Annotated in this window: 23 protein-coding genes; 22 read left to right on the top strand and 1 reads right to left on the bottom strand. The window is 39.6% G+C overall.

Going from position 1 to position 24,503, the window contains the following annotated elements; genetic code table 11:
- Positions 1 to 21: 21 nt before the first annotated feature.
- From infB to WNY98_RS05255, 22 genes are all read left to right on the top strand, one after another.
- Complete coding sequence (gene infB, locus WNY98_RS05360; protein WP_024598199.1) at positions 22 to 2,682, top strand: translation initiation factor IF-2; 2,661 nt, start codon at positions 22 to 24, stop codon at positions 2,680 to 2,682.
- A 157-nt stretch (positions 2,683 to 2,839) separates the two neighbouring features.
- Positions 2,840 to 3,325, top strand: a complete 486-nt coding sequence (gene rbfA, locus WNY98_RS05355; RefSeq protein WP_024598200.1) for a 30S ribosome-binding factor RbfA — start codon at positions 2,840 to 2,842, stop codon at positions 3,323 to 3,325.
- The gene (gene truB, locus WNY98_RS05350) at positions 3,309 to 4,268 is read left to right on the top strand and encodes a tRNA pseudouridine(55) synthase TruB (protein WP_342877324.1); all 960 of its coding nucleotides are present in this window, start codon (positions 3,309 to 3,311) and stop codon (positions 4,266 to 4,268) included. Before rbfA ends, truB begins: the two co-directional genes overlap by 17 nt.
- A gap of 153 nt (positions 4,269 to 4,421) precedes the next feature.
- Entirely contained in the window at positions 4,422 to 4,691 is a 270-nt protein-coding gene (gene rpsO / locus WNY98_RS05345) for a 30S ribosomal protein S15 (protein ID WP_002958490.1), read from the top strand.
- Between the two features lie 395 nt (positions 4,692 to 5,086).
- Positions 5,087 to 7,213 (top strand): polyribonucleotide nucleotidyltransferase, encoded by a 2,127-nt coding sequence (pnp, locus tag WNY98_RS05340; protein ID WP_024598202.1) that lies wholly within the window; start codon positions 5,087 to 5,089, stop codon positions 7,211 to 7,213.
- Between the two features lie 141 nt (positions 7,214 to 7,354).
- On the top strand, positions 7,355 to 8,233 hold the full coding sequence (gene nlpI, locus WNY98_RS05335) for a lipoprotein NlpI (RefSeq protein ID WP_024598203.1): 879 nt from the start codon (positions 7,355 to 7,357) through the stop codon (positions 8,231 to 8,233).
- On the top strand, positions 8,220 to 9,395 hold the full coding sequence (locus WNY98_RS05330) for a hypothetical protein (RefSeq protein WP_342877323.1): 1,176 nt from the start codon (positions 8,220 to 8,222) through the stop codon (positions 9,393 to 9,395). The genes nlpI and WNY98_RS05330 overlap by 14 nt, the downstream gene beginning before the upstream one ends.
- A 216-nt stretch (positions 9,396 to 9,611) precedes the next feature.
- The gene (locus tag WNY98_RS05325) at positions 9,612 to 12,404 is read left to right on the top strand and encodes a monovalent cation/H+ antiporter subunit A (protein ID WP_024598205.1); all 2,793 of its coding nucleotides are present in this window, start codon (positions 9,612 to 9,614) and stop codon (positions 12,402 to 12,404) included.
- Positions 12,404 to 12,757: a Na+/H+ antiporter subunit C gene (locus WNY98_RS05320; protein ID WP_076924801.1), complete on the top strand. Its 354-nt coding sequence runs from the start codon at positions 12,404 to 12,406 to the stop codon at positions 12,755 to 12,757. The genes WNY98_RS05325 and WNY98_RS05320 overlap by 1 nt, the downstream gene beginning before the upstream one ends.
- On the top strand, positions 12,754 to 14,271 hold the full coding sequence (locus tag WNY98_RS05315; RefSeq protein ID WP_342877322.1) for a monovalent cation/H+ antiporter subunit D: 1,518 nt from the start codon (positions 12,754 to 12,756) through the stop codon (positions 14,269 to 14,271). The genes WNY98_RS05320 and WNY98_RS05315 overlap by 4 nt, the downstream gene beginning before the upstream one ends.
- Entirely contained in the window at positions 14,271 to 14,807 is a 537-nt protein-coding gene (locus tag WNY98_RS05310; protein ID WP_024598208.1) for a Na+/H+ antiporter subunit E, read from the top strand. The genes WNY98_RS05315 and WNY98_RS05310 overlap by 1 nt, the downstream gene beginning before the upstream one ends.
- Positions 14,801 to 15,070 (top strand): K+/H+ antiporter subunit F, encoded by a 270-nt coding sequence (locus WNY98_RS05305; RefSeq protein WP_007378493.1) that lies wholly within the window; start codon positions 14,801 to 14,803, stop codon positions 15,068 to 15,070. The genes WNY98_RS05310 and WNY98_RS05305 overlap by 7 nt, the downstream gene beginning before the upstream one ends.
- Before the next feature lie 9 nt (positions 15,071 to 15,079).
- Entirely contained in the window at positions 15,080 to 15,412 is a 333-nt protein-coding gene (locus tag WNY98_RS05300) for a Na+/H+ antiporter subunit G (protein ID WP_024598209.1), read from the top strand.
- A 129-nt stretch (positions 15,413 to 15,541) separates the two neighbouring features.
- The gene (locus WNY98_RS05295; protein ID WP_342877321.1) at positions 15,542 to 16,039 is read left to right on the top strand and encodes a DUF2059 domain-containing protein; all 498 of its coding nucleotides are present in this window, start codon (positions 15,542 to 15,544) and stop codon (positions 16,037 to 16,039) included.
- 693 nt (positions 16,040 to 16,732) lie between these two features.
- Positions 16,733 to 17,176 (top strand): MerR family transcriptional regulator, encoded by a 444-nt coding sequence (locus WNY98_RS05290; protein WP_076924803.1) that lies wholly within the window; start codon positions 16,733 to 16,735, stop codon positions 17,174 to 17,176.
- On the top strand, positions 17,166 to 19,412 hold the full coding sequence (locus WNY98_RS05285) for a heavy metal translocating P-type ATPase (RefSeq protein ID WP_342877320.1): 2,247 nt from the start codon (positions 17,166 to 17,168) through the stop codon (positions 19,410 to 19,412). Before WNY98_RS05290 ends, WNY98_RS05285 begins: the two co-directional genes overlap by 11 nt.
- Before the next feature lie 20 nt (positions 19,413 to 19,432).
- Complete coding sequence (locus WNY98_RS05280; RefSeq protein WP_342877319.1) at positions 19,433 to 19,786, top strand: cupredoxin domain-containing protein; 354 nt, start codon at positions 19,433 to 19,435, stop codon at positions 19,784 to 19,786.
- A 70-nt stretch (positions 19,787 to 19,856) separates the two neighbouring features.
- The gene (locus WNY98_RS05275) at positions 19,857 to 20,072 is read left to right on the top strand and encodes a TIGR02450 family Trp-rich protein (protein ID WP_007585532.1); all 216 of its coding nucleotides are present in this window, start codon (positions 19,857 to 19,859) and stop codon (positions 20,070 to 20,072) included.
- Positions 20,073 to 20,687: 615 nt separating this feature from the next.
- Positions 20,688 to 20,900: a calmodulin gene (locus WNY98_RS05270; RefSeq protein WP_024605574.1), complete on the top strand. Its 213-nt coding sequence runs from the start codon at positions 20,688 to 20,690 to the stop codon at positions 20,898 to 20,900.
- Between the two features lie 170 nt (positions 20,901 to 21,070).
- Positions 21,071 to 21,277, top strand: a complete 207-nt coding sequence (locus WNY98_RS05265; RefSeq protein ID WP_024598214.1) for a hypothetical protein — start codon at positions 21,071 to 21,073, stop codon at positions 21,275 to 21,277.
- A gap of 80 nt (positions 21,278 to 21,357) precedes the next feature.
- Entirely contained in the window at positions 21,358 to 21,573 is a 216-nt protein-coding gene (locus WNY98_RS05260; RefSeq protein WP_342877318.1) for a calmodulin, read from the top strand.
- Between the two features lie 232 nt (positions 21,574 to 21,805).
- Positions 21,806 to 22,753 (top strand): PDC sensor domain-containing protein, encoded by a 948-nt coding sequence (locus tag WNY98_RS05255; protein ID WP_170072214.1) that lies wholly within the window; start codon positions 21,806 to 21,808, stop codon positions 22,751 to 22,753.
- A gap of 35 nt (positions 22,754 to 22,788) precedes the next feature.
- On the opposite strand, the gene WNY98_RS05250 is transcribed toward WNY98_RS05255, so the two are convergent.
- Complete coding sequence (locus WNY98_RS05250) at positions 22,789 to 24,408, bottom strand: M28 family metallopeptidase (RefSeq protein WP_342877317.1); 1,620 nt, start codon at positions 24,406 to 24,408, stop codon at positions 22,789 to 22,791.
- Positions 24,409 to 24,503 lie beyond the last annotated feature (95 nt).

The following is a 24,503-nucleotide window of genomic DNA, read 5'->3' as shown; positions in this document are numbered from 1 at the left end:
TTAACGGAGGTATTACACACTATGGCAGAAGTAAATGTTGAAAAACTAGCCGGCGATATAGGTACAACTGTTGATAAATTGCTACAGCAGTTTTCACAAGCAGGTATCACTAAGCAAGCAACTGATAACGTAACAGAAGCTGAAAAAGCAACGTTACTTGATCATTTAAGCAAGCATCATGGCGGCGCAGGTTCAGATGGCCCAGCGCGCATGACTTTGCAACGTAAGAGCAAAAGCACTTTAAGTGTAACGGGTTCTACGGGTAAAGCTAAAGACGTTCAAGTTGAAGTTCGCAAAACACGTACATACGTGAAAAAAAGCGCAATGGAACAAGAACAAGAGCAAGCACGCTTAGCTGCAGAAGAAAAAGTGCGTCTTGAACAGCAGCAAAAAGCTGACCAAGAAGCTGCAGAATTAAAGGCGAAACAAGAGGCAGAGCGCAAAGCGAAAGAAGAAGCTGACCGTAAAGCCAAAGAAGAAGCTAAACGCAAAGCTGATGCAGAGCGTAAAGCGAAACAAAAGCAGATGACCCCAGAGCAAAGTGCTAAGTCTGAGAAAGATCGCATAGAAGCTGAGCGTCTGCAAAAAGAAGCAGAAGAGGCCGCATTGAAGAAAGCTGAAGAAGAAGCGAAACGTCAAGCAGAAGAAGCAAGAAAGCTAGCTGAAGAGAACTCGGCACGCTGGAAGAAAGAAGAAGAAGAACGTAAGAAACGCGAAGAAACAGCGGATCACCATCTTACGACTTCTACTTATGCACGTGAAGCAGAAGATGTTGCCGATGCTCGTGATGAGCAAGGTACTCGCCGTGCTAAGAAAAAGAAGAAAGCGCCAGCAAAAGATAAATTTGCAGCGTCAAGAGGCCGTAACAAGTCTAAGTTAAAAGCACCAGCATCATTACAACATGGTTTCCAAAAACCAACTGTTGATGTTAAAAATGAAGTGCGTATTAGCGAAACAATTACAGTAGCTGAGCTTGCATCACGCATGGCAGTTAAAGGCGCTGAAGTTGTTAAAACAATGATGAAAATGGGTGACATGGTTACTATTAACCAAGTGATCGACCAAGAAGCTGCACAACTAGTTGCAGAAGAAATGGGTCACAAGGTTATCATTGTTAAAGAAAACGAATTAGAGCAAACAGTACTTAATGACCGCCATGAAGATGGTAAGTCAGAGCCGCGTGCTCCAGTAGTAACTGTAATGGGTCACGTTGACCACGGTAAAACATCGACTCTTGATTACATTCGTTCTGCGAAAGTTGCTTCTGGCGAAGCTGGTGGTATTACACAGCATATTGGTGCATACCACGTAGACGTAAATGGTCACATGATCACGTTTTTAGACACACCAGGACATGCTGCATTTACTTCAATGCGTGCTCGTGGTGCTAAAGCGACAGATATTGTAATCCTAGTGGTTGCAGCAGATGATGGTGTAATGCCACAAACTAAAGAAGCGGTACAGCACGCACGTGCAGCTGGCGTTCCTTTAATCATTGCTGTAAACAAAATGGATAAAGAAGGCGCAGATCCAGATCGCGTTAAAAACGAACTTGCTGTACTTGACGTTATTCCAGAAGAATGGGGCGGCGATACGCAGTACGTTCATATCTCAGCTAAAACTGGCTTAGGTATTGATGACCTTCTTGAAGCAGTATTGAACCAATCTGAGCTTTTAGAACTTTCTGCACCTACTGAAGGTATGGCTGCGGGTGTTGTTATTGAATCTCGTCTTGACAAAGGCCGTGGTCCAGTAGCATCAGTACTTGTTCAATCTGGTACGCTTAACCAAGGTGACATTGTATTATGTGGTCTTGAGTATGGCCGTGTTCGTGCAATGCGCGATGAAAACGGTAAAGACATTAAGTCAGCTGGTCCATCTATTCCAGTTGAGATTTTAGGTCTTTCTGGTATTCCAGCTGCAGGCGACGAAGCGACTGTAGTTAAAGATGAGCGTAAAGCGCGTGAAGTTGCTTTATACCGTCAAGGTAAGTTCCGCGATGTTAAACTAGCACGTCAACAAAAAGCTAAGCTTGAAAACATGTTTACTAACATGACTGAAGGCGATGTTTCTGAAGTTAACGTGGTACTTAAAGCAGACGTTCAAGGTTCTATCGAAGCAATCTCTGATTCACTAACTAAACTTTCTACTGATGAAGTGAAAGTGAAGATTGTTGGTTCAGGTGTTGGTGGTATTACCGAAACTGATGCAACACTAGCTGCAGCGTCTAACGCAATTGTAGTTGGCTTTAACGTTCGTGCTGATGCTTCAGCTCGTAAAGTTATTGAGACTGAAAACTTAGACCTTCGTTACTACAGCGTAATCTACAGCTTGATTGACGAAGTTAAACAAGCAATGTCAGGTATGTTAGCGCCAGAGTTTAAGCAAGAAATTATTGGTCTTGCTCAAGTTCGTGACGTATTCAAGTCTCCAAAAATTGGCGCAATCGCTGGTTGTATGGTTACTGAAGGTGTTATCAAACGTAGCGCTCCAATCCGTGTATTACGTGAAAACGTTGTTATCTATGAAGGTGAACTTGAGTCACTTCGTCGCTTTAAAGACGATGTTGCTGATGTTCGTAACGGCATGGAATGTGGTATCGGCGTTAAGAACTACAATGACGTACGTGTTGGTGACCAAATCGAAGTATTTGAAACAGTTGAAGTACAACGTACTCTATAATTGTTACTAGGGAGTATTGAACGCTCAGGTTAACGCCCGAACGTTCTACACACCCTACGCTAAGATTTTAAATGGGGGCTTAGCCCCCATTTGCATATCCATTATTTAGTTAACTTATTATTTAATTTCAATAAGTTATTATTTTAGGACAAGTATAATGAGAGAATTTTCTCGCACTGATCGTGTTGCACAGCAAATCCAAAAAGAGATTGCTGTAATTTTACAACGCGAAATTAAAGATCCACGCTTAGGTATGGTGACAGTGTCAGCGGTAGAAGTATCGCGCGATTTATCTTATGCCAAGATTTTCATCACGGTGTTTAACACGCAAGATGAAGATGCAGCAAAGCAAAGCGCAAAAGTACTTAATGAAGCAACGGGCTATATTCGCTCGTTACTTGGTAAGCGTATTCGTGCACGTATAATGCCTGAGTTAAAGTTTGTCGTTGATAACTCATTAATGGAAGGTATGCGTATTTCTAACTTAGTGGATTCTATTATCCGCGAAGATAACGCAAAGCATGTTGATGAAGACGTAGAAAGTGTTGATGCTGCTGATATTTCAGATAGCGAAGAAGGTACTGAACACGTAGACGATACAGATAGCGAAGAAGGCACTGATACAGATGGCAAAGCGCAGTAAAGGCCGTGCAGTTGACGGTATTTTGTTGTTAAACAAACCTGAAGGCATTTCATCAAATAAAGCATTACAGCAAGCAAAGAGCGTCTATTTTGCGCAAAAAGCAGGGCATACAGGTGCTTTAGATCCACTTGCTACAGGTATGCTGCCAATTTGCTTTGGTGAGGCGACTAAGTTTACGCAGTTTCTACTTGATACAGATAAAACTTATATCGTTCGTGCACAACTGGGTGAGCGTACAACAACATCAGATTCTGATGGCGAAATTGTTAGCACTAAAGATGTAAACGTAACGCGTGAACAGCTAACAAAAGAAATAGCTGCTTTTGTTGGTGAGTCTGAACAATATCCGTCAATGTACTCGGCACTTAAGTACCAAGGTAGACCTTTATATAAGTACGCACGCGAAGGTATTGAAGTACCTCGAAAGTGCAGAAAAATAAACGTGTTTAGCTTATCGTTTGACGAATTTGATGAAGAAAGTAACGTATTACAGATGACGGCCCATGTATCTAAAGGGACGTACATTCGTACAATCGTTGATGATTTAGGCGAAAACCTAGGGTGTGGCGCACACGTTATAATGCTTCACAGAACTGCTGTTGGTCAGTACCCGGCAGATAAAATGGTCTCGCTTGATGAAATTGAAGCATTACTTGCTAAAGCGAAAGAAGAAGAGCTTGCACCTTCTACTTATTTAGACTCGCTGCTACTACCAATTGATACTGCTTTAACTGACTTACCTGTCATTGAAATTTCAAAAGACGAAGGCTGGGTATTTAGCCACGGACAAGCAGTTGAGTTACCAAAACCTTTGCCTGAAGGTGCTATTAAAGTAGTTGCTGATGGTGTGTTTATTGGAACCGGTGAGCGTAACTCAAATGGTCATTTAAAGGTTAAACGTGGTCTTGCTAGTCAGCAAGACGATTACGTGAAACCGGAATAAGCAACTAATGTGCCTAACAATGGCTTAATAGTTGTAGATGGGGATAATTAACTTGTAGTTATTCCCACAGTTGGTAGAATACGCCCGCTTAATCGTTTTGGCTGAATTAGTGATCGGCTAAGACACCTTTTAAATTTAATTTTTGGAGTTACTATGTCACTAAGCAATCAAGAAAAAATCGATATCATTGCTAAATTTGCACGTGCAGAAGGCGATACAGGTTCATCAGAAGTACAAGTAGCATTACTTACTTATGATATCAACAAGCTTCAAGGTCACTTTGCTGATCACAAGCATGACTTCCACTCACGTCGTGGTCTGCTTCGTAAAGTAAGCACTCGCCGTAAACTACTTGATTACCTTAAAGGTAAAGACATCACTAGTTATACTGCGTTAATCAAAGAACTTGGCCTACGTCGCTAAGAACTAGATTATAGAAAAAGGAGCTTTTTAGCTCCTTTTTTTGTGCCTAAAATTTGTGTTTTCAAATTAAGAAAATTCTTAAACCTATTGAATTGCAATATAAAACCCCCATTTCATAGCTTACCAAGAGCTTTTGTATTTAACCGCTAAATAAGCCCAGCTGAAATCTAGTCGTTAGATTGAACAAATTTCAATCCGCAAAGATCAACACACCCTAGACTCGCATTTTGAAGTAGCTTTGGTATATACTATGCGCGTAGATAAAAAGGTTTATCTACGCTTATTCACATCATTGCCAATTGTAGTACTTAATTGATTTCCAACTGAATACAATTATGTACTGTAATTGGTACTTTGATGACAACTTATTAGAATACATTTAAGGAATATTTTAAGTGCAAGCAATTATTAAAGAATTCAAACTAGGTCAACATACAGTGACTCTAGAAACTGGTGCAATCGCTCGTCAAGCAGACGGCGCTGTACTTGCAAGCATTGGCGACACTTCAGTTTTAGTAACTGTTGTTGGTAAGCGTGAAGCACAACCTGGTCAAGACTTTTTCCCACTAACAGTTAACTACCAAGAGCGTATGTACGCTGCTGGTCGTATCCCAGGTGGTTTCTTAAAGCGTGAAGGTCGTCCTAACGATGGCGAAACTCTTATTGCACGTCTTATTGACCGTCCAATTCGTCCACTTTTCCCAAGCGGTTTTGTAAACGAAGTACAAGTTATTGCGACTGTTGTTTCTGTTAACCCTGAAATCCAACCTGATATGGTTGCAATGATTGGTACTTCAGCAGCACTTGCTATCTCAGGTATCCCGTTCAGTGGTCCAATTGGTGCATCTCGCGTTGGTTACATCAACGGCGAATACGTACTTAACCCTACATTGAAAGAGCTTGAAGAAAGCCAACTTGATTTAGTAGTAGCCGGTACTGATAAAGCGGTACTTATGGTTGAATCAGAAGCTAACGTACTTGCAGAAGACGTAATGCTTGGCGCTGTTGTATATGGTCATGAGCAATCTCAAGCGATCATCACTGCAATCGAAGAATTTAAAGCAGAAGCAGGCAAGCCTACTTGGGATTGGACTGCACCAGCTAAAAACGTTGCACTAGAAGATAAAGTAGCAGCAATTGCTGCTGATAAAGTAGGCGCAGCTTACTTAATCACTGATAAAGTAGCGCGTAAAGAAGCACTTGGCGAAGCGAAGGACGAAGTTGTTGCAGTATTAACAGCTGAACTTGCTGAAGGCGAGTCTTTAGACAAGCAAGAAGTTGGTAAAATCTTCGGTTCACTTGAGAAGAAAATCGTTCGTGGCCGTATCGCTGCTGGCGAAAAACGTATCGATGGTCGTGAACCAGATATGATTCGTGCACTAGATGTAATGACTGGCGTATTACCGCGTACTCACGGTTCTGCTATATTTACTCGTGGCGAAACTCAAGCGTTAGTAACAGCTACACTTGGTACAGAACGTGATTCACAGTTAATCGACGATTTAACTGGTACTCATAAAAACCACTTTATGCTTAACTATAACTTCCCTCCATTCTGTGTAGGTGAAACTGGTTTTGTTGGTTCTCCTAAGCGTCGTGAAATCGGCCATGGTAACCTTGCTAAGCGTGGTATTGCTGCTGTAATGCCAACACTGACTGAATTCCCATATTCAATCCGTGTAGTATCGGAAATTACTGAATCAAACGGTTCATCTTCAATGGCTTCTGTGTGTGGTACTTCACTTGCACTTATGAATGCTGGCGTTCCAATTAAAGCATCTGTTGCGGGTATTGCGATGGGTCTAGTTAAAGAAGACGAAAAATTCGTTGTTCTTTCTGACATCTTAGGTGATGAAGATCACTTAGGTGACATGGACTTTAAAGTTGCGGGTACTGCTGCGGGTATTACTGCACTTCAAATGGATATCAAAATTGAAGGTATCACTCAAGAAATCATGCAAATTGCGCTTAAACAAGCTAAAGCTGCACGTTTACACATTCTAGAAGTGATGGACGAAGCGATTTCTGCTCCTTCTGAAGAGCTATCAATGTTTGCTCCTCGTATCTACACGATGAAAATCCCACAGAAGAAAATCGCTGAAGTTATTGGTAAAGGTGGCGCAACTATTCGTCAACTTACTGAAGAAACTGGTACAACGATTGAAATCGGTGACGACGGTACAATTAAAATTGCCGCTACAGATGGCGAAAGTGCAGCTAATGCCATTAGCCGTATTGAGCAATTAACAGCTGAACTTGAAGTAGGTACTATCTACGAAGGTAAAGTTGTACGTATTGTTGACTTCGGTGCATTTGTAAACATTCTTCCAGGTAAAGATGGTCTAGTACATATTTCTCAAATTAGTACTGAGCGCGTTAACAACGTGGCTGATCACCTTTCTGAAGGTCAAGAAGTTAAAGTTAAAGTACTAGAAGTAGATCGCCAAGGCCGTGTACGTCTAAGTATTAAAGAAGCAATGGAATCTGCAGCACCAGCTGTTGACGCGCCAACTGACGCGTAATTGCTAACTTATTAATCTAGTTATATTAGCTAGATGATAAAAAAGGGGCTGTTTAGCCCCTTTTTTTATGCTTTAATGAAACCTTATTGGACAAGGTCTGTCTTATATTAATCGCGATATATCTTGGTATTAAGGATTTTAATGATACTCAAACATTTAGCTTTGGCATCTTTTGCTATTTTGTCTTTAAGCGCTTGCCAAACTACAACCGAATCAGAACCAACCCCGATTGTTAATGTGCCATTTACTGCACCTTTAGCTTCTGACTTTAGAAGTGAAATTGCCATTGCACGCTACTCAGAGTTATTGAATAGAGCTGACTTAAGCGAAGAGCAACAAGCTAAGCTTTATTATGACCGTGGTGTACTTTTTGATAGTTTAGGTATGACCACTCTTTCGCGTATTGATTTTAACCGCGCAGTAAAGCTTAAACCTGATTTAGCTGAAGTATATAACTTTCTAGGTATTCAACATACGCTTATGCAGCAATACGAAAAAGCCTATGAGTTTTTTGATTCAGCCCTTGAGCTTGATGAAGAGCATGAATATGCTTATTTAAATAGAGGCATAGCCCTTTATTACGGTGATAGAGCAGGTCTTGCTAAAAACGACTTTGATGAGTTTTTAGCCCGCTCTCCAAATGATCCATACCGTGTTTTATGGGTTTACTTAGCCAGTGCACAAGAAGATAAAGCAGCAGCGCTTGAATCACTTAAAACTAATGCAACAGCACTTGATGAATCGCAATGGGCGTATCAGTTAATTTCTCTTTATACGGGGGATATGACTGAGTATGCATTTTTATCTGGCATTAGTGATGGTGTTAGAACCGAGCAAGAATATGCGCAGCGTTTATGTGAAGCTTATTTTTACTTAGCCAAAATGCATCAAGCAGCTGGTGAGCTGTATTTAGCATCAGACTATTTTAGGCTTGCGCTAGCAACCAATGTACACGAGTTTATTGAGTACAAGTATGCGCGTTTAGAACTTGAGTTGATGGAAGGTGTTGACGCAAGTTAAGCGTTTTAAGTTAATAGGTGTATTACTATGTTGTTTGTTAATTACAGGCTCGAGTAATCACCTTGGCGCTATTGGCTTTTGGCATGTTTTAAATACAAAAGCCAATGTTCTACAAAGTTATTGGAATTCACCCGTTCACTTTTCAGAGCACCTAGAGAAGTTACCAAAGACCTCTTTAGCTATACTCGCTCGCAATCAAATTTCTTCAGCGCAATATATGTATTCTCTTAAGCTTATTAAAAGCAGTCAGAGTGATACTGCAAAACCATTTTGGCTCTCAGCTATAAATGACTTAACAATCCCAGAGCGTAAAATATTAGCAACAAAGTTACTTGAGCAATTACGTTGGAGCGATTTAGAGTTACTCGCTAGTAAAAACAAATTACCAGCAGGGGATGTGCTAAATCATCTAAAACTTCAGTTAAAAACACCACAGAGTAAAGTATCTACCGCGTTTATCCACAATCTTGGTTTTTCATCTTTAAGAAATATAAGCAAACCTAATAAGCAATGTATGTTTAACGTACTGACTATGAGCGATCATCGTAGTGGCTTATATAAACTTACAGAGTTTATTAATACTTATAATAAACAGCCAGAGCCCCGTGAAAATATTTTTTGCTTTTCAAAACCAGTTTACGTTGCGGGTATGCTTGAGTGCAAAAGTAGCACTAGTAAAATAGCAAAGTGTGACTGGCAATTATCTAAACTTAATAACCAGCTTCCTAACAATTATGATTTTATAGTGATGATGCCTAAAGACGGTACGGCTAATGTCACGAAGGGAACAATGCTAATAAACTCAAAAGCAAAATACAGTGTGTTTTTGCACGAGCTGATGCATTTTAACGGTTTTGAGGATGAATACGCTTTGCCTAAAACTAAGCAAGCATGGTTGTGTGCAAAAACAGGTTTTGTTGCGCCTAACCTATTTATTTCTCATGGTGAGCCGCCGCCAACAGATTGGCATAAGGCAAAGAGTTGTCAGCAAGGAGGCATTGCTTATAAGCCCAGTGAAAATTGGTCCATTATGCAATATCAGCAGTTAGGTCTCTCAGCGCAGTATAGGCAACTTTGGTTGAAACATTTAGATACGACCAATGGTAAGTTTCATCGTCACTCTAGCGCGCTTACATTTGCAAATAAGACTATATTAAACTAACAATTATCACTATTAATTAATTGTTTTTTTAGGCTTAATAAATTGTTAGTTATTGTTTGAAAAATGTCCATATAGAACCGCTTTTTATAGACAAAATAAGTGTTTTTCAGTATAACTATAGTCATTAATGTCGTTTAAAAACAGGCAGTAAAAGCATCACTTAGTATTAAAAAAGAGATGCCCTGATAAACTTATGATTATAAAAGGCCCTACATTATGACTTTGCTCTGGATACCCTTGTTATCCTTAATTGGCAGTGTTATTTCTGCATGCACAGGTAAGTTATCCCGTAATTTAAGCACTAGTTTAACGGCTCTTGCGCCTTTGACTGCTTTGGGGATTACTCTATACCATGCACCTGCAGTTTTAGCGGGCGAAACAATTCGTTATTCTTTAGCTTGGATCCCGTCAATAGGACTCGACTTATCTCTGCGGTTAGACGGTCTTAGTTTATTGTTTATGTTTATGATTTTAGGCATAGGCCTGCTCGTTATCCTCTACACGCGTTACTACCTCAGTGCTAACGATTCAATGGCTAAGTTATATAGTTACTTAATGCTATTTATGACCGCAATGCTTGGCATTGTTATGTCTAATAATGTTATCCAATTGTGGCTGTTTTGGGAATTAACGAGTATAAGTTCATTTTTATTAATTAGTTTTTGGTGGCATAAGTCAGAAGCGCGTAAGGGCGCACGTATGGCGCTTGCAGTAACAGGGGCGGGTGGCTTAGCACTACTTGCTGGCTTAATGTTATTAGGAGACATTGTTGGTAGTTACGACCTAGATGTTATTTTAGCAAGCAAAGCAATCATTCAATCTCACGATTTATACGAAGTAGCATTGGTATTGGTACTATTAGGTGCGTTTACTAAATCGGCACAATTTCCGTTTCATTTTTGGCTTCCTCATGCAATGGCAGCACCTACTCCAGTAAGTGCGTATTTACATTCTGCAACTATGGTAAAAGCCGGTATATTTTTGTTAGCGCGTTTTCATCCTGCTTTAGCTGGCACGGATACTTGGTTTTTACTTGTAGGGTTAACGGGTTTAGCAACGCTATTGTTTGGTGCATACATAGCATTATTCAAACACGATTTAAAAGGATTGTTAGCCTATTCAACAATAAGCCACTTAGGTTTAATAACGCTGCTATTAGGACTTGATACTGAGCTTGCGACCGTTGCTGCTATTTTCCATATAATTAACCATGCAACCTTTAAGGCATCGTTATTTATGGCAGTTGGTATTATTGATCATGAAACGGGCACGCGTGATATGCGTAAATTAAATGGCATGTGGCGATACTTACCTTACACAGCTACACTTGCAATGGTCGCGGCAGCGGCAATGGCTGGCGTTCCGCTACTTAATGGTTTCTTATCGAAAGAAATGTTCTTTGCAGAAACACTGCATCAACAAGTGCTTGGTTCTATGTCGTGGTTAATTCCAGTATTGGCAACTGTTGCAGGTGCTTTCGCTGTAGCGTACTCAGCCCGCTTTATTCACGACGTATTTTTTAATGGCGACCCGATTGATTTACCTCGAACGCCGCATGAACCACCACGTTATATGCGTGTACCAATAGAAATACTCGTTGTGATTTGTTTATTGGTGGGCATGTTCCCGCACTTTACAATTGACGGTATTTTATCTGCGGCATCTTTAGCTGTACTTGGAAAAGAAATGCCAGTGTATGAATTAGCTATCTGGCATGGGTTTAACTTACCTCTACTTATGAGTGCAATGGCGATTGCTGGCGGCTTATTTATTTACATTAATCGTAAATATCTATTTCAATTTCAAGCATCACTACCACCTCTCAATGCTAAAAAAACTTTTGAACGAGTAATTTTAAGTATCGTTGCTTGGTGTCAATCAAAGGTAAATAGTACAGAAAATGGTTCCCTACAGCGCTATCTTGTAATTATGTTAGCAGTAGTACTACTGTGTGCGGGTTGGCCATTATTTGAAATGCAACAGCTTGCCGGTAGCATGCCACTTACGCCGGTTGATGTGCACAATGCAATTGGAGCTGGCTTGTTGATTATTGGTGCACTTGCTACCGTTATTTGGCATCGCTCTCGAATGGTATCGTTGTTAATGCTCTCAATTGTAGGGTTAATGGTGTCGGTTGTATTTACACGTTTTTCTGCACCTGATTTAGCACTTACACAACTAACCGTTGAGGTTGTTACTATTATTTTACTTATGCTGGCATTGTTTTTTTTACCGCAGCATACGCCAAAAGAATCAAGTTCGTTACGCGTACTTCGAGACTTAGGCATAGCCTCTACGCTAGGTGTAGTTATAGCGAGTATTTGTTATGCATTACTTACACGTCCATTAGATTCAATTTCAGACTTCTTTATTGCTAACGCTAAGATTGGTGGCGGTGGTACTAACGTAGTTAACGTTATTTTGGTCGACTTTAGGGGCTTTGATACGCTTGGCGAAATTACCGTATTAGGTATTGCCGCATTAGGTATATTTAAAGTACTTTCTCGAATCCCATTATTTATGCCTGCAAGTGACAGTGAAGGGCGCCCATGGGCTAAAGAGCGTCACCCAATATTACTGGCGAGTATTTCACAAAGTTTATTGCCGCTTGCCTTATTGGTTTCTGCGTATATTTTCTTACGTGGGCATAACTTACCTGGTGGTGGTTTTATTGCTGGGTTAGTAACATCAATCGCGTTTATTTTGCAATACATGGCGCATGGTACGGCATGGATTAACGAACGTTTTGATGTTAATTATCGCAAAATTATAGCTTCAGGCATTGGTATTTCTTTGTTTACAGGTGTGGGTAGTTGGTTCTTTGATAAGCCGTTTTTAACAACTTGGTTTGACTACTTTGATATTCCGTTTGTCGGTAAAACAGAGCTTGCCAGCGCGATTGCATTTGACCTAGGTGTTTACTTAACAGTTGTAGGCGCTACGTTAATGATTTTAGCAAGCTTAGGTAATATGACAGCAGATACCCAGAAAAAAGAGGTAAATATTTAATGGAATTATTGTACGCATCTTGCGTTGGAGTATTGGTCAGTTGCGGTGTGTTTTTACTGCTGAGAGCTCGTACATTCCCTGTAGTACTTGGGCTTACTATGATTTCATACGCTGTTAACTTATTTTTGTTTTCAGCAGGTCGTCTCACTATTAATAAAGCAGTAGTGCTTGGCACAGGATCAGATTATGCAGATCCTCTACCTCAAGCTTTAGTGCTTACCGCTATTGTAATCGGCTTTGCGATGACTGCATTTGTGGTTATTTTGGCAATACGTGGGCGCGCCGATTTAGGTAGTGACCATGTTGATGGTTATGTGCCTAATGCCTCTGCAGATAATAAGGAGCAAAAATGATCCAACATTTAGCTTCGCTACCTATTTTATTACCTATGCTGACGGCAGTTATTTTATTGCTGCCGCCATGTGGTAAAAGCGTCAAAATTCGCCGCTTAGTTTCAATTGTAATGGCAATAGCTACTTTTGCCATTAGTGTGCTTTTACTGGTACATATTAATAATACGGGTATTAATGTTTACGCTATTGGTAATTGGTCTGCACCATTTGGAATAGTCTTAGTCGCTGATATGTTATCTACCTTATTAGTTACGTTAACTTCACTTTTAGGTTTGGGCGCTATTTTATATGGTAGTGCTGGCGATGATGAAAAGGGCAGCTTTTATCATCCACTTGTCCACTTTTTAATATTGGGTGTAAATGGCGCGTTTTTAACGGGCGATTTATTTAACCTATTTGTATTTTTTGAAGTGTTACTGATTGCATCCTATGCATTGTTAATGCATGCAGGTGATAAACAAAACACTCGTGCTGCACTGCAATATGTAATATTGAATTTAGTTGGCTCAAGCGTGTTTTTAATCGGTTTGGGTATTTTGTACGGTGTACTTGGTACGCTTAATATTGCAGATATGGCGCAAAAAGTATCCGAGCTTACGGGCGATGATGTATACCTAGCAAAGGCTGGTGGTTTATTACTACTCATTGTATTTGCATTAAAGGGCGCATTATTACCTCTGCATTTATGGCTTCCAAATACATATTCAAGCGCTAAACCTGTGGTTGCTGCATTATTTGCGATTATGACCAAGGTAGGCGTTTACGCTATGCTTCGTGTTTACACTGTGATATTTGGCGAACAAGCAGGGGCGCTTGAACATATGGCGCAGCCTTGGCTTTGGGGCTTAGCAATTGCCACGATTATAGTGGGTGCTATTGGTGTTATGGCAGCGCAAGACTTACGTAAACTCACTTCTAACTTAGTATTGGTATCAGTGGGAACGTTGGTTGCGCTAATCGCATTACAAAATGTAAATGCCACTGCTGCACTTTTATATTATTTAGTTCATTCAACACTTGTTAGTGCCGCACTATTTTTATTAGCAGATTTAGTTTCAATCCAGCGCGGTAAAGTTGGCGACAGGCTAGTAGCAGGTCGCTGCGTTAAACAACCATTTTTATTAGGTGTGTGCTTTATTGTTGCGGCTTTAACAGTAGTTGGTATGCCGCCACTATCAGGCTTTGTAGGTAAAATTTGGATACTTAAAGCCACATTAAATAGTGAGCAAGCTTTACTATTTTGGCCTGTATATTTAGTAACAAGCTTTGCGTTATTAGTAGCGCTTTCGCGTGCTGGCACGACCTTATTTTGGGAGCATAAAAGTAAAAAAAGCGAAAACACAGATAGTTCAAATGCACACCCGTTGCAGGTAACTGTAATTATAGGTTTACTTGCTTGTTCGCCATTGCTCGTTATTTTTGGCGGGCCAATAAGTGACTACATGCTAGGTGCTGCTACTCAGTTACATGATATAAGCGGCGGTATTAATGCTGTACTTAAAGGAGGCATGTGATGAGATTACAAGCCCGTTTTCGTTGGTTACCAACACCATTTCGTAGCCTGTTTTTGTTTATGGTATGGTTGTTGTTAAATAATAGCGTGTCGGTAGGACACTTAGTACTAGCGACTATTTTTGCTATATTTATACCCCTATTAAGCTTTTCACTTCGCGAACCTCAACCGCTTATTTTAAGGCCTGGACTAGCATTAAAGCAGTTACTTATAGTGCTTTACGATATTATTGTTGCAAATCTACAGGTGGCTTTGCTTATACTTGGGCCATCTAAAAACTTACGCCCGGCCTTTATAAAAGTACCGATTGATTTAACTCATGATATGCCAATTACTATATTGGCCAGTAGTGTATCGCTTACACCCGGTACAGTGAGCGCAGAGGTTTATCCAATTGCAGAATCGTTACCTGAAGGTGAAGAGCCAACACAACGTTACTTACTAATACATGTGCTCGACCTTAAAGATGAAGAAGCACTTATCAAACAAATAAAACAACGCTACGAAGCTCCACTGAAGGAGATATTTCAATGTTAGACACCGTATTACTCATTGTTTTTTCGATGATTGGCTTATCGTTATTGCTTAATTTATGGCGATTGATTATTGGTCCGTCAGTGCCTGACCGTGTTTTAGCGCTCGATACAATGTACATAAATGTTATTGCACTGATTATTTTATACAGTATAAGTATGGACACAGGGCTTTACTTTGAAGCAGCACTGCTTATTGCCATGCTTGGTTTTATAAGTACAGTTGCAGTGTGTAAGTATTTACTACGCGGCGATATAATTGAATAAGGTGAAAACATGATCAGCGAATGGGTTGTATCAATACTATTGTTATTTGGTGGTACGTTTATTTTAATTGGCTCGATAGGCTTAATTAAACTGCCTGACTTTTTTATGCGTTTGCATGGACCAACGAAGGCAACAACGTTAGGTATGGCAAGTATGTTAATCGCAGCTATGGTTTATTTTGTAAATTCAGGCCATGGACTCAGTGTTAGAGAAATACTCATTACTATATTTTTACTAATTACGGCGCCGATTAGTGGTTACATGCTAATAAAATCAGCTATTCATCATAAGCTAAAAGCTAAAGAAGGCACTAAAGGTCTCGATAATGTAGAGGACGATTAACGCAAATGCGCACTAATAAAAGGCCGAATAAACGCGATTTATTCGGCTTTTTAATGATTACCTGTCCCCTTTACAATACTAATTAATCATGTGACTATAAAACGATTATTTATATTAAAGGATATTATTATGGGTAAGGTACTACTTTTATCATTACTGATTTTTTCTAGCAGTTTATATGCTGAGCAAAATACAAAACAGCAAAAAATAGATGAACTTATTAGTGTAATGAACTTAGATTCAATGGTTGATTCTATGTACGGCCAGGTTGAAGGTATGATGAAAGGTATGTCTGATAAAATGGGTGTTAAGCCTTCTGAACAGGCAATTTTTGATAAATACTATGGTGACATGACGACGGTATTAAAAACCGAAATGAGCTGGGCCAAAATGCAGCCGATGATGATTAGCGTGTACGACAAACATTTTAGTGAGCAAGAGATTGCTGATATGTTAGCATTTTATAAGACAGATACCGGGCAAAAAATACTTGAAAAAATGCCTGTTGTAATGCAAGAGTCTATGCAAATGTCTCAAAGCTTAATGAAAGATGCCATGCCTAAAATACAAACTTTAGCGCAGCAGCTAAGCGACGAATTAGAGCAAAGCCGTAGCGAATCAAACTAGGGCATGTAGATCTTTGTGGATTGAATTTATTCAATCCAAGGAAGATTAAATTGCGGCGCGAGGTTTGTAACCTAGTGAGCTCGGTAACTGCTCCTGCGTTACCCTACAGGCTTACATTCATGTAAGAATAAGCAAAAACTGAGCAAAGCTTCCGCGTCCTGCTCACGGCCCTTATCTATATCCATGTAGGCAACAAAGAGTTAATCGTCCCTAGAAATAACCCAAAGGGCAGCGCATGTTTGGTATTTATGCTGCGTTATCGCCTACTTATGGGGAATAACCACATAAATAGGCCTACCTTGGCTAAAAACCAAACAGTCTGCTGTAAGTTAAACCACTAATGTTCAACAGGCCCTTAGATTAATACGCGTCTTACTTAGGCGCTTCTCTCCTGAATTCACCCCTCCTGATGATACGCGCCGGTATCAGCTTAAGTTAATTCTGTTTGTGTCATTATGCCAATGATCAATAATACTTAATCATTTTGATATACGAGTGCATGGAAGCAGAGGTAATTAGTGATAACAACTAAATAATAAAATCTTTGCCTTGTTATCAACACGTTTTTATTCTCTCAAACAGGTCACTTAATTAAGCGAATTGGTATTATTTTATTAGCTTTAAAATAGTCATTGACCTATGTGTTGCACCTAGGTTTATTATGAAGCCACTGAAACACGACGGAGCCAAATTATGTATGTTAAACAACTCGCCAAGTTGATGGGCGTGACTGCCGATACTGTTCGTCATTACACGCGTGTTGGGTTACTTAATCCAATACGCAGTGAAGAAAATGGCTATCAAGAATATACAAAGCAAGACCAGCAGCGTTTAAAGTTTATTATTAGCTCTCGTCAACTTGGTTTTTCACTCAAAGATATTCAACACATTATAGGCGAGTCAGAGCAGGGAAATTGTCCTTGTCCTTTAACACGCAAACTCATTACTAAACGCCTAGAAGAAACCGAAGCACTATTTCAAGAAACATTAAAGCTACGAAACAGAATGCATGCAGCCCTTGAGCAATGGGATACATCAGCTGATGGTGCAAATGCCAGTGACGTGTGTAGTTTAATAGAATCTTTTGTTGATCCAATAAACGATTCCGTAAATAAGGAGCAGCGTAATGACGACTAATACAAAAGACACCGCGCAAAACTTTATTATTGAAGGCGCTAATTGCGGCAGTTGTGTAGCCAAAATTGAAAAAGCCCTTAATAGCGTGCAAGGTGCGCAAAACGTGGAAATGAACTTTGCTGAGCGTACTGTACGCGTAGAAGGTAAAGCTGACGAAAGTACGCTTATTAAAGCAGTTGAAAACATTGGTTATTCAGCCAAACCGATGAGTAACGAGTCTGATCAAGATGCACTTGATGAAAAAGCAAAGTCGGACGAGGCACATTACAAAAAGCTAATGCGTAATATGATATTAGCGTTAGGAGTCGGTGCGCCGTTAATGATATACGGGCTTATTTTTGACATGAGTGTGACCACCGATACACAACGAATAGCATGGTTTTTAGTGGGTATAGTCACGCTAGTGGTTATGGCTATATCAGGTAAACAATTTTACAACGGTGCATGGCAGGCATTCAAAAACCATGCTGCCAATATGGATACTTTAATAGCACTTGGTACAGGTACTGCGTGGTTTTACTCAATGTTTGTCGTAATAGCGCCAAACTTATTACCACAAGTCGCAAGACACGTATATTTTGAAGCATCATCGATGATCATCGGTTTAATTAGTTTAGGGCTCGCTTTTGAAGTAAAAGCACGTGGGCGCACCTCACAAGCAATTAAACGCTTAATTGGCCTGCAACCAAAAACTGCACGCGTAATTCGTGGTGGCGAAGAGCAAGACATCGACATTAGTGATGTTGTAAAAAATGATGAAGTACGCGTACGCCCGGGTGAAAAAATCCCTGTGGATGGCGATGTTATTGAAGGCAGTAGTACAGTTGATGAGTCAATGCTTACTGGTGAGCCAATGGCCGTCCGCAAAAAAACGGGCGATAAAGTTGTTGCCGGAAGTATTAACAAAAGTGGTACTTTATTATTTAAAGCCACTCACATTGGTAGCGAAACCACACTTGCCAATATTATCAATATGGTAAAGCGTGCACAAAACTCTAAGCCATCAATAGGGCGCTTAGCTGATGTTATATCAGGAATATTTGTACCAACAGTTATGATTATTGCGGTACTTGCAGGGCTTGCATGGTTAAACTTTGGACCTGAGCCATCAATTGCTTATGCCGTTGTTGCAGTAACTACGGTACTTATTATTGCTTGTCCTTGTGCGTTAGGACTCGCAACCCCTATGTCGGTTATGGTGGGTATTGGTAAAGCCGCTGAGTCAGGAATATTAATTCGAAATGGTGAGTCGCTGCAAACGACATCTAAAATCACCACCATGATTTTAGATAAAACAGGCACTATTACTCAAGGCACACCGCAAGTTACCGATGTAGTTACCTTTAACAACAGTGATGAAAATACAGTAATGCAACGTGTTGCAAGCCTTGAAAGTAGCTCAGAGCATCCACTGGCTGAAGCAATTACTGCATACGCTAAAAAGCAGGGCTTAACTTTAAGTAAAGTAGCCGATTTTGATGCAATTACAGGTAAAGGTGTAGCCGGCAGTGTTGACGGGCAAACATTGTTGTTTGGTAATAAAGCGCTAATGGATAAATACGATGTAGCCGTTGATGATGCAACCGAGCAAGCTCAAACACTTGCCAGTGATGCTAAAACGCCCATGTATTTTGCAAGTAATAATAAGCTCCAAGCTATTATTGCAGTAGCAGATCCTATCAAAGAGGATTCAGTTGAAGCTATTAAACGCCTGCAAGATAAAGGTATCCACTTAGTTATGCTAACAGGTGACAACAAAGCCACTGCACAAGCCGTTGCTAAGCAAGTTGGTATTGATGACTTTATTGCAGAAGTAATGCCCGATGACAAAGTAAACGAAGTAACAAAGCGCCAATCAAACGGTGAAATAGTGGGTATGACAGGTGACGGTATTAACGATGCTCCCGCACTTGCGCAAGCCGATGTAGGGTTTGCAATTGGCACAGGTACCGATGTTGCAATAGAAAGTGCAGATATTACCTTAATGCGTGGTTCGTTACATGGACTTGCTGATGCAATTGCAGTGAGTAATGCAACTATTTCAAATATTAAACAAAACCTATTTGGTGCCTTTATTTATAACGTGGCGGGTATTCCGATTGCAGCCGGCGTGTTGTATCCATTTTTTGGAATACTACTTAACCCTGTTGTTGCAGGTGCAGCTATGGCACTTTCATCGCTTACAGTGGTAAGTAACGCTAATCGCTTACGTTTTTTTAAACCAAATAAATCGTAATTTAAGCTAAGGAGTACATTATGTTGATGATTAATATAGGTGGTGCACTGTTAATAGCCGCAATTATTTATTGGTTTTGGCTATACAAACCAGAGCAAACACAAAGTGAAGACAACAAAGTGACGATAGTTGTTGATAACGGTGTTTATAAGCCAGGACATATTAAAGTGGCAGCCAACAAAGAGATTCTACTTACCTTTGATAGAAAAGACAGCGCGCCATGCGCCGAAACAGTGGTATTTCCCCAGCTTGATATAAGTAAAACTCTAGCAATGGGTGATGGCAATACAGTTAAACTACCTGCGCTTGAAGCCGGTGAGTATGACTTTCATTGCCAAATGCAAATGTATAAGGGCAAGCTAGTTGCTCAGTAACCTGAACTAAGTGGGTGTTGGGGTCGTATAGTTGCCTTATAAAAGTTACTAGTAAGAGTCGCTATATTAAATGAATAAATTAAACCCTAAAAAATTATTGAATAGTAAATGGACCGCAACACCTTCTATAAATAAAGAAAAACACTTCATTATTGTTGAGGTGGAATTTGATGAAGACGGTAATGTAATTGAATGTATTACTGAGGCTGTTATGTCAAAAAATCAATATCCAATTAGTTGGCGAGATTTAAAAGATAACCAAAAGTGGCTACAAGGGTGGAAGTAGTTTAAATCTATGTAATTTTACCTATCTCTAATAGCGGCACTTTTGCAAATAGCTGATACACGATGTAGGTTTGCTTAACTCAAGCGAACCTATATTTTACAACGCATCAAATTATGAGTTGAATGCTACAACTTAGCTTTAACATTGAAACCTTTCTAGGTAAATTCGCCATTTGGCAACAAAACAGTTAATTTCAAAGTATCCCTTCAAAATTTTTATAATAAATCTCAAAATTAATGTAACTGACTAATTATAAATGAATTAATTTTTTAATTGCCGCAAATAAATCCTATGTAATTTCCATGTTCATATTCAGTTTATTTTGAGGGCTAACCCAAATGCCCCCTTATTGGCTTTTTAGCAAAAGTGTGTCTTTTTAATTAAACTTAACCAATTGATTTATATTGTTTTATTGTTTTTAGTTGAATGGCTGTTGCTAAATAGCAACAATAACACCACCCAAAATTAAGCATCTTTTGCTTTATATCGTTTAACTCATTGTTTTTAGATAAAAAATAAAAAGTGGCACCGAAGTTGTAATACCTAGAGTGTATTAAGCAAAACGTGATGAAAGCCAAAGGCCTAATCGCAACAACCCAATGAAGGAATACTATTATGAAAACATTTCAATCAACACTAGTACTAATGGCGCTAGCTTCTTCATCAGCGGCTTTTGCAGCAACAGATTTTGATACGTTAGACGTAGACGGTAATGGCGCAATTAGCCAAGCCGAAGCATCAGTAGATGCTGAGCTTTTAAGCAAATTTGAAGAACTCGATACAAACCAAGATGGTGAGTTATCAGAAGATGAGTTCTCTGAGGCCTAATTTCAGAGCCTTAAGTAGTTAATGCTCTGTGATGTAATCTAAATTCTGAGTTGCCAAAGACAACCTAAATAGGCAAGGGAGCCTATTAAAAAGAATAACAAGGATGTGACTAGAGAGCACTATAGAGCAAATTTATATCAGGACATCGCATACTATTGAAGGATTATATTATGAAAAAGCTACAATCAACACTTGTACTTATGGCGATTGTTTCTTCATCAGTCGTATTTGCAAACACAAACTTTGAAACTCTAGACACAACCGACAACGCCTCAGATAGTCAGGCTGTAGAGTCGGTGCAAGTGAAAGAGCAATTTGATGAGCTGAATGTTCAAAGTAGCGGTGGGCCGACAGAAAATGATTTTTTTGAATATTAATTTACAGACACTTTACTCCTAAAGGATCTTTGAAAAGGACTTCTTACCTCCAATCAGGCTCAAAGCCTAAGGAAACGATTATGAACACATTACACAAAACTCTAGCACTTGTAGCCCTAGCTTCTTCTTCAGCAGCGTTTGCTGCGGTAGATTTTGATTCTTTTGATGCTGATGGCGACGGTGTAATTAGTAAAACAGAAGCTCAAGTCAACTCGCAGCTAGTACAGCTTTTTGATCAATTAGATGCAGACGGAAATGGCGAATTATCTAAAGAAGAGTTTTCGAAGGTTCAGTAACAGGCTCTAGATTTGAGTCGGGTTTAAACCTTATTAATCATACTCACAAAGCAGCTAAGTAATTAATACTTAGCTGCTTTTTTGTGCATTTAATTTAATATTTTATTATTTATTCACCAAAGTAGTGCAAAACTCAAGTTTGAATATGATTAAGCTGATGATTATTAAGTTATTTTATTGTTGGTTTTAAACTTGCAAATCTATTGATAACTTAGGTTAATGAGTGTTTAAAATGGCACGGATGAGTTATATCAGTAGTGTTGAGCGCTACCACGAATATGAGCATGTAATACACAGTTTACTTGAATCTATCTTGATGAGTATTGAGGATGGGTTAACTAAAGAGCGTGATACTCGCTACCTAATTAAGCAGTACCCATTTCTAGAATTACAATATTGTTTAAATGCAGAAGGTTTGCAACAGGGTAATAATGTCTGCTTTAAACGGGCATATAGCAAACAACTGGGTGAAAGTGGTAATCAACAAGACTTAAGCGAGCGACCCTATTTTTTGAACGCTAAAACAAGTGATAGAGTGTGCTTTACTGATCCCTACATTTCTATAGCGACTAACCATTTATGTATATCGGCGATTAAAGAACTAAAAAAACCAATTAATAATCAACATTACTTGGTCGTTGATGTGAGCTTAACGCAGCTTATTGAGTTTGTAATGGGTGATACTGCTCGCGCTAATATGTCGCCTTACTTTAAAGCGGGTTACGGTATTATTGTTGCGTGCTTATTTTGCTTAGTATTATTTTTACTGAATATCGTTTTTAGTGATATATACGCGCTATTAACCCATGTAGATACCTCATCAGACCCACTTGAACCCTTTAGTATCATTATTTACATCACCCTAGCATTAGCAGTATTCGATTTAGGTAAAACAATACTCGAAGAAGAAATCCTTATGCATAAGGATATTTTTAGGCACTCATCTACGCGGCGCACTATTACACGGTTTATATCTACCGTGTTAATTGCTATATCAATTGAGGCGCTGTTAACTATGTTTAAAGCGGCGCTGGGGCAATCGGAATATTTAATGCCTGCAATAGCGATGATGCTTGCAGTAGTGGGGCTTTTAATTGCACTGGCTATTTATGTTTATTTAGGAGCAAAGGCCGAAACGCTATTAATGCGGGCTCGTTTAAAGCAAAAATCCTCCAAGTAGGAGGATTTTTATATTACATAACTATTAATAGTTATTTATTGCTTATCTTGCGCGCGTTTGGCTTTAAAGTCAGACTCGCTCGTCCACTTTGGCCAATCGCCATTGTTTGCAAGCTGTGTGGCTATATCAACAATAAGATCTATATCTTGCTTAACACCACCTAACGACCAATCAGCTGAGTAGTCGTCTGCTTCTTTATGATACTTATGCGCAATGTACTCAGGATCGGTATCGCCCAGGCTCATAAATAATAAACTAGGCACGCCTTGCTTAGAAAGCGAGAAATGATCTGATCTAAAAAACAAGCCATTTTGCGGGCGAGGATCCATTTTAACAACACGGCCTTGTGATTTTGCAGCCTTTGCTAAATAGTTTTCCATTGTCGATAAATCTTTACCGTATTGTAAAATGTAGTCAGTGCCATCAAGCACGTTCATGCCATCAATATTTAAAAGACCGACCATTTGTTTTGTAGGTACTACCGCACCCGATGCAAATTCTTCAGAACCAATTAACCCCGTTTCTTCTGCTGTAAAGTTAGCAAAAATAATTGAGCGTCTAAATGGTTTTTGCTTGTTCATTTTGCTCATGATGCGTGCTATTTCAAGCGTGGCTGCAGTGCCTGAAGCGTTATCTACTGCGCCGTTATAAATCTTAGGGCCAGTATCAGTTTGTTTAGTACCAAAGTGGTCCCAATGCGCGCTAATAACAACGTATTCGTCAGGTGATTCGCTACCTGTAATTTGTGCAACTACGTTATGCGATTTTGCATGAGATACTTCGTTTTTAAAGGCAAGGTTTGCTTTTAAGTTAAGTGGCGTCGCTATAAAGTCATCATTTAATGCTGCTTGTTTTAAATCTTGATAGTTTAGCTTTGCGGCGTTAAACATTTTCTCAGTTGCATCAAGTGTTAGCCAGCCCATAACCGGTAATTTAGACGCGTTTAAATTGTTATCCATTAACGTGTATTTGGTGGCGGTGTTTGAACTTTCAACTACGCCCCAAGGGTATGCTGCAGGTGCGGTTTCATGAACAATAAATACAGCCTTTGCACCTTGGCGGGCGGCTTCTTCATATTTATAAGTCCAGCGACCGTAGTAGGTCATTGCATTACCAGTAAAAAGGGCATCATTTTGAGTAGCAAAGCCTGGGTCGTTAACTAGCACAACCACTGTTTTACCAGTTACATCAATATTTTTATAGTCATTCCAGTTATATTCTGGCGCATTAATACCGTAGCCCGCAAATACAACGTCAGAGCTTCTTAGATCAATTAATGGCTGAAGTTGCTCGGTACGTGCGGTAAAGTCTTTACCTGATTCAAAGCTCAAATCACCTACCTTTAACTGCATATCCTGATTAGCAGTCACCATTGCCATTTTTACAGGCTGTAAGTATTTGCCTTTATAAGCGCCGGTTAAACCCAGCGCTTTATATTGCTCGCTTAAGTAGCCTACAGTTTTCACTTCACCATGAGTAAGCGGGCCTCGGCCTTGAAAGTCATCAGAGGCTAGCGTTTTAATATGCTGTTTAATATTGCTAAGGCTTACACCGGCTGTATTTTCTAATGGGGTGTGTTCGCTTGCAGGCTCCGAGCAGCCAAATAGTGCAACTAGCAGGCTTAGGCTAGCGCTTTTTAAAAGAGTAGATGCCATAGTCTTCATATTGTTATTTAATTAGGCTTTCAATATAAAGGAAGCACCGCAGCGATGTCGAATTTTTATAGAGAACTTTTCATTCAATTGCAGAT

Source organism: Pseudoalteromonas sp. AS71, assembly GCF_038900275.1.
Taxonomy (GTDB): domain Bacteria; phylum Pseudomonadota; class Gammaproteobacteria; order Enterobacterales; family Alteromonadaceae; genus Pseudoalteromonas.
Note: the sequence above shows the minus strand (reverse complement) of the source record. Positions and strands in the feature narration are given on the sequence as shown.

What these genes read in the sequence shown, in the direction of transcription:
- infB (WP_024598199.1), top strand. Translation starts at nt 22, where the DNA reads ATGGCAGAAGTAAATGTTGAAAAACTAGCCGGCGATATAGGTACAACT.
- rbfA (WP_024598200.1), top strand. Translation starts at nt 2,840, where the DNA reads ATGAGAGAATTTTCTCGCACTGATCGTGTTGCACAGCAAATCCAAAAA.
- truB (WP_342877324.1), top strand. Translation starts at nt 3,309, where the DNA reads ATGGCAAAGCGCAGTAAAGGCCGTGCAGTTGACGGTATTTTGTTGTTA.
- rpsO (WP_002958490.1), top strand. Translation starts at nt 4,422, where the DNA reads ATGTCACTAAGCAATCAAGAAAAAATCGATATCATTGCTAAATTTGCA.
- nlpI (WP_024598203.1), top strand. Translation starts at nt 7,355, where the DNA reads ATGATACTCAAACATTTAGCTTTGGCATCTTTTGCTATTTTGTCTTTA.
- WNY98_RS05325 (WP_024598205.1), top strand. Translation starts at nt 9,612, where the DNA reads ATGACTTTGCTCTGGATACCCTTGTTATCCTTAATTGGCAGTGTTATT.
- WNY98_RS05320 (WP_076924801.1), top strand. Translation starts at nt 12,404, where the DNA reads ATGGAATTATTGTACGCATCTTGCGTTGGAGTATTGGTCAGTTGCGGT.
- WNY98_RS05315 (WP_342877322.1), top strand. Translation starts at nt 12,754, where the DNA reads ATGATCCAACATTTAGCTTCGCTACCTATTTTATTACCTATGCTGACG.
- WNY98_RS05310 (WP_024598208.1), top strand. Translation starts at nt 14,271, where the DNA reads ATGAGATTACAAGCCCGTTTTCGTTGGTTACCAACACCATTTCGTAGC.
- WNY98_RS05305 (WP_007378493.1), top strand. Translation starts at nt 14,801, where the DNA reads ATGTTAGACACCGTATTACTCATTGTTTTTTCGATGATTGGCTTATCG.
- WNY98_RS05300 (WP_024598209.1), top strand. Translation starts at nt 15,080, where the DNA reads ATGATCAGCGAATGGGTTGTATCAATACTATTGTTATTTGGTGGTACG.
- WNY98_RS05295 (WP_342877321.1), top strand. Translation starts at nt 15,542, where the DNA reads ATGGGTAAGGTACTACTTTTATCATTACTGATTTTTTCTAGCAGTTTA.
- WNY98_RS05290 (WP_076924803.1), top strand. Translation starts at nt 16,733, where the DNA reads ATGTATGTTAAACAACTCGCCAAGTTGATGGGCGTGACTGCCGATACT.
- WNY98_RS05285 (WP_342877320.1), top strand. Translation starts at nt 17,166, where the DNA reads ATGACGACTAATACAAAAGACACCGCGCAAAACTTTATTATTGAAGGC.
- WNY98_RS05280 (WP_342877319.1), top strand. Translation starts at nt 19,433, where the DNA reads ATGTTGATGATTAATATAGGTGGTGCACTGTTAATAGCCGCAATTATT.
- WNY98_RS05275 (WP_007585532.1), top strand. Translation starts at nt 19,857, where the DNA reads ATGAATAAATTAAACCCTAAAAAATTATTGAATAGTAAATGGACCGCA.
- WNY98_RS05270 (WP_024605574.1), top strand. Translation starts at nt 20,688, where the DNA reads ATGAAAACATTTCAATCAACACTAGTACTAATGGCGCTAGCTTCTTCA.
- WNY98_RS05265 (WP_024598214.1), top strand. Translation starts at nt 21,071, where the DNA reads ATGAAAAAGCTACAATCAACACTTGTACTTATGGCGATTGTTTCTTCA.
- WNY98_RS05260 (WP_342877318.1), top strand. Translation starts at nt 21,358, where the DNA reads ATGAACACATTACACAAAACTCTAGCACTTGTAGCCCTAGCTTCTTCT.
- WNY98_RS05255 (WP_170072214.1), top strand. Translation starts at nt 21,806, where the DNA reads ATGGCACGGATGAGTTATATCAGTAGTGTTGAGCGCTACCACGAATAT.
- WNY98_RS05250 (WP_342877317.1), bottom strand. Translation starts at nt 24,408, where the DNA reads ATGGCATCTACTCTTTTAAAAAGCGCTAGCCTAAGCCTGCTAGTTGCA.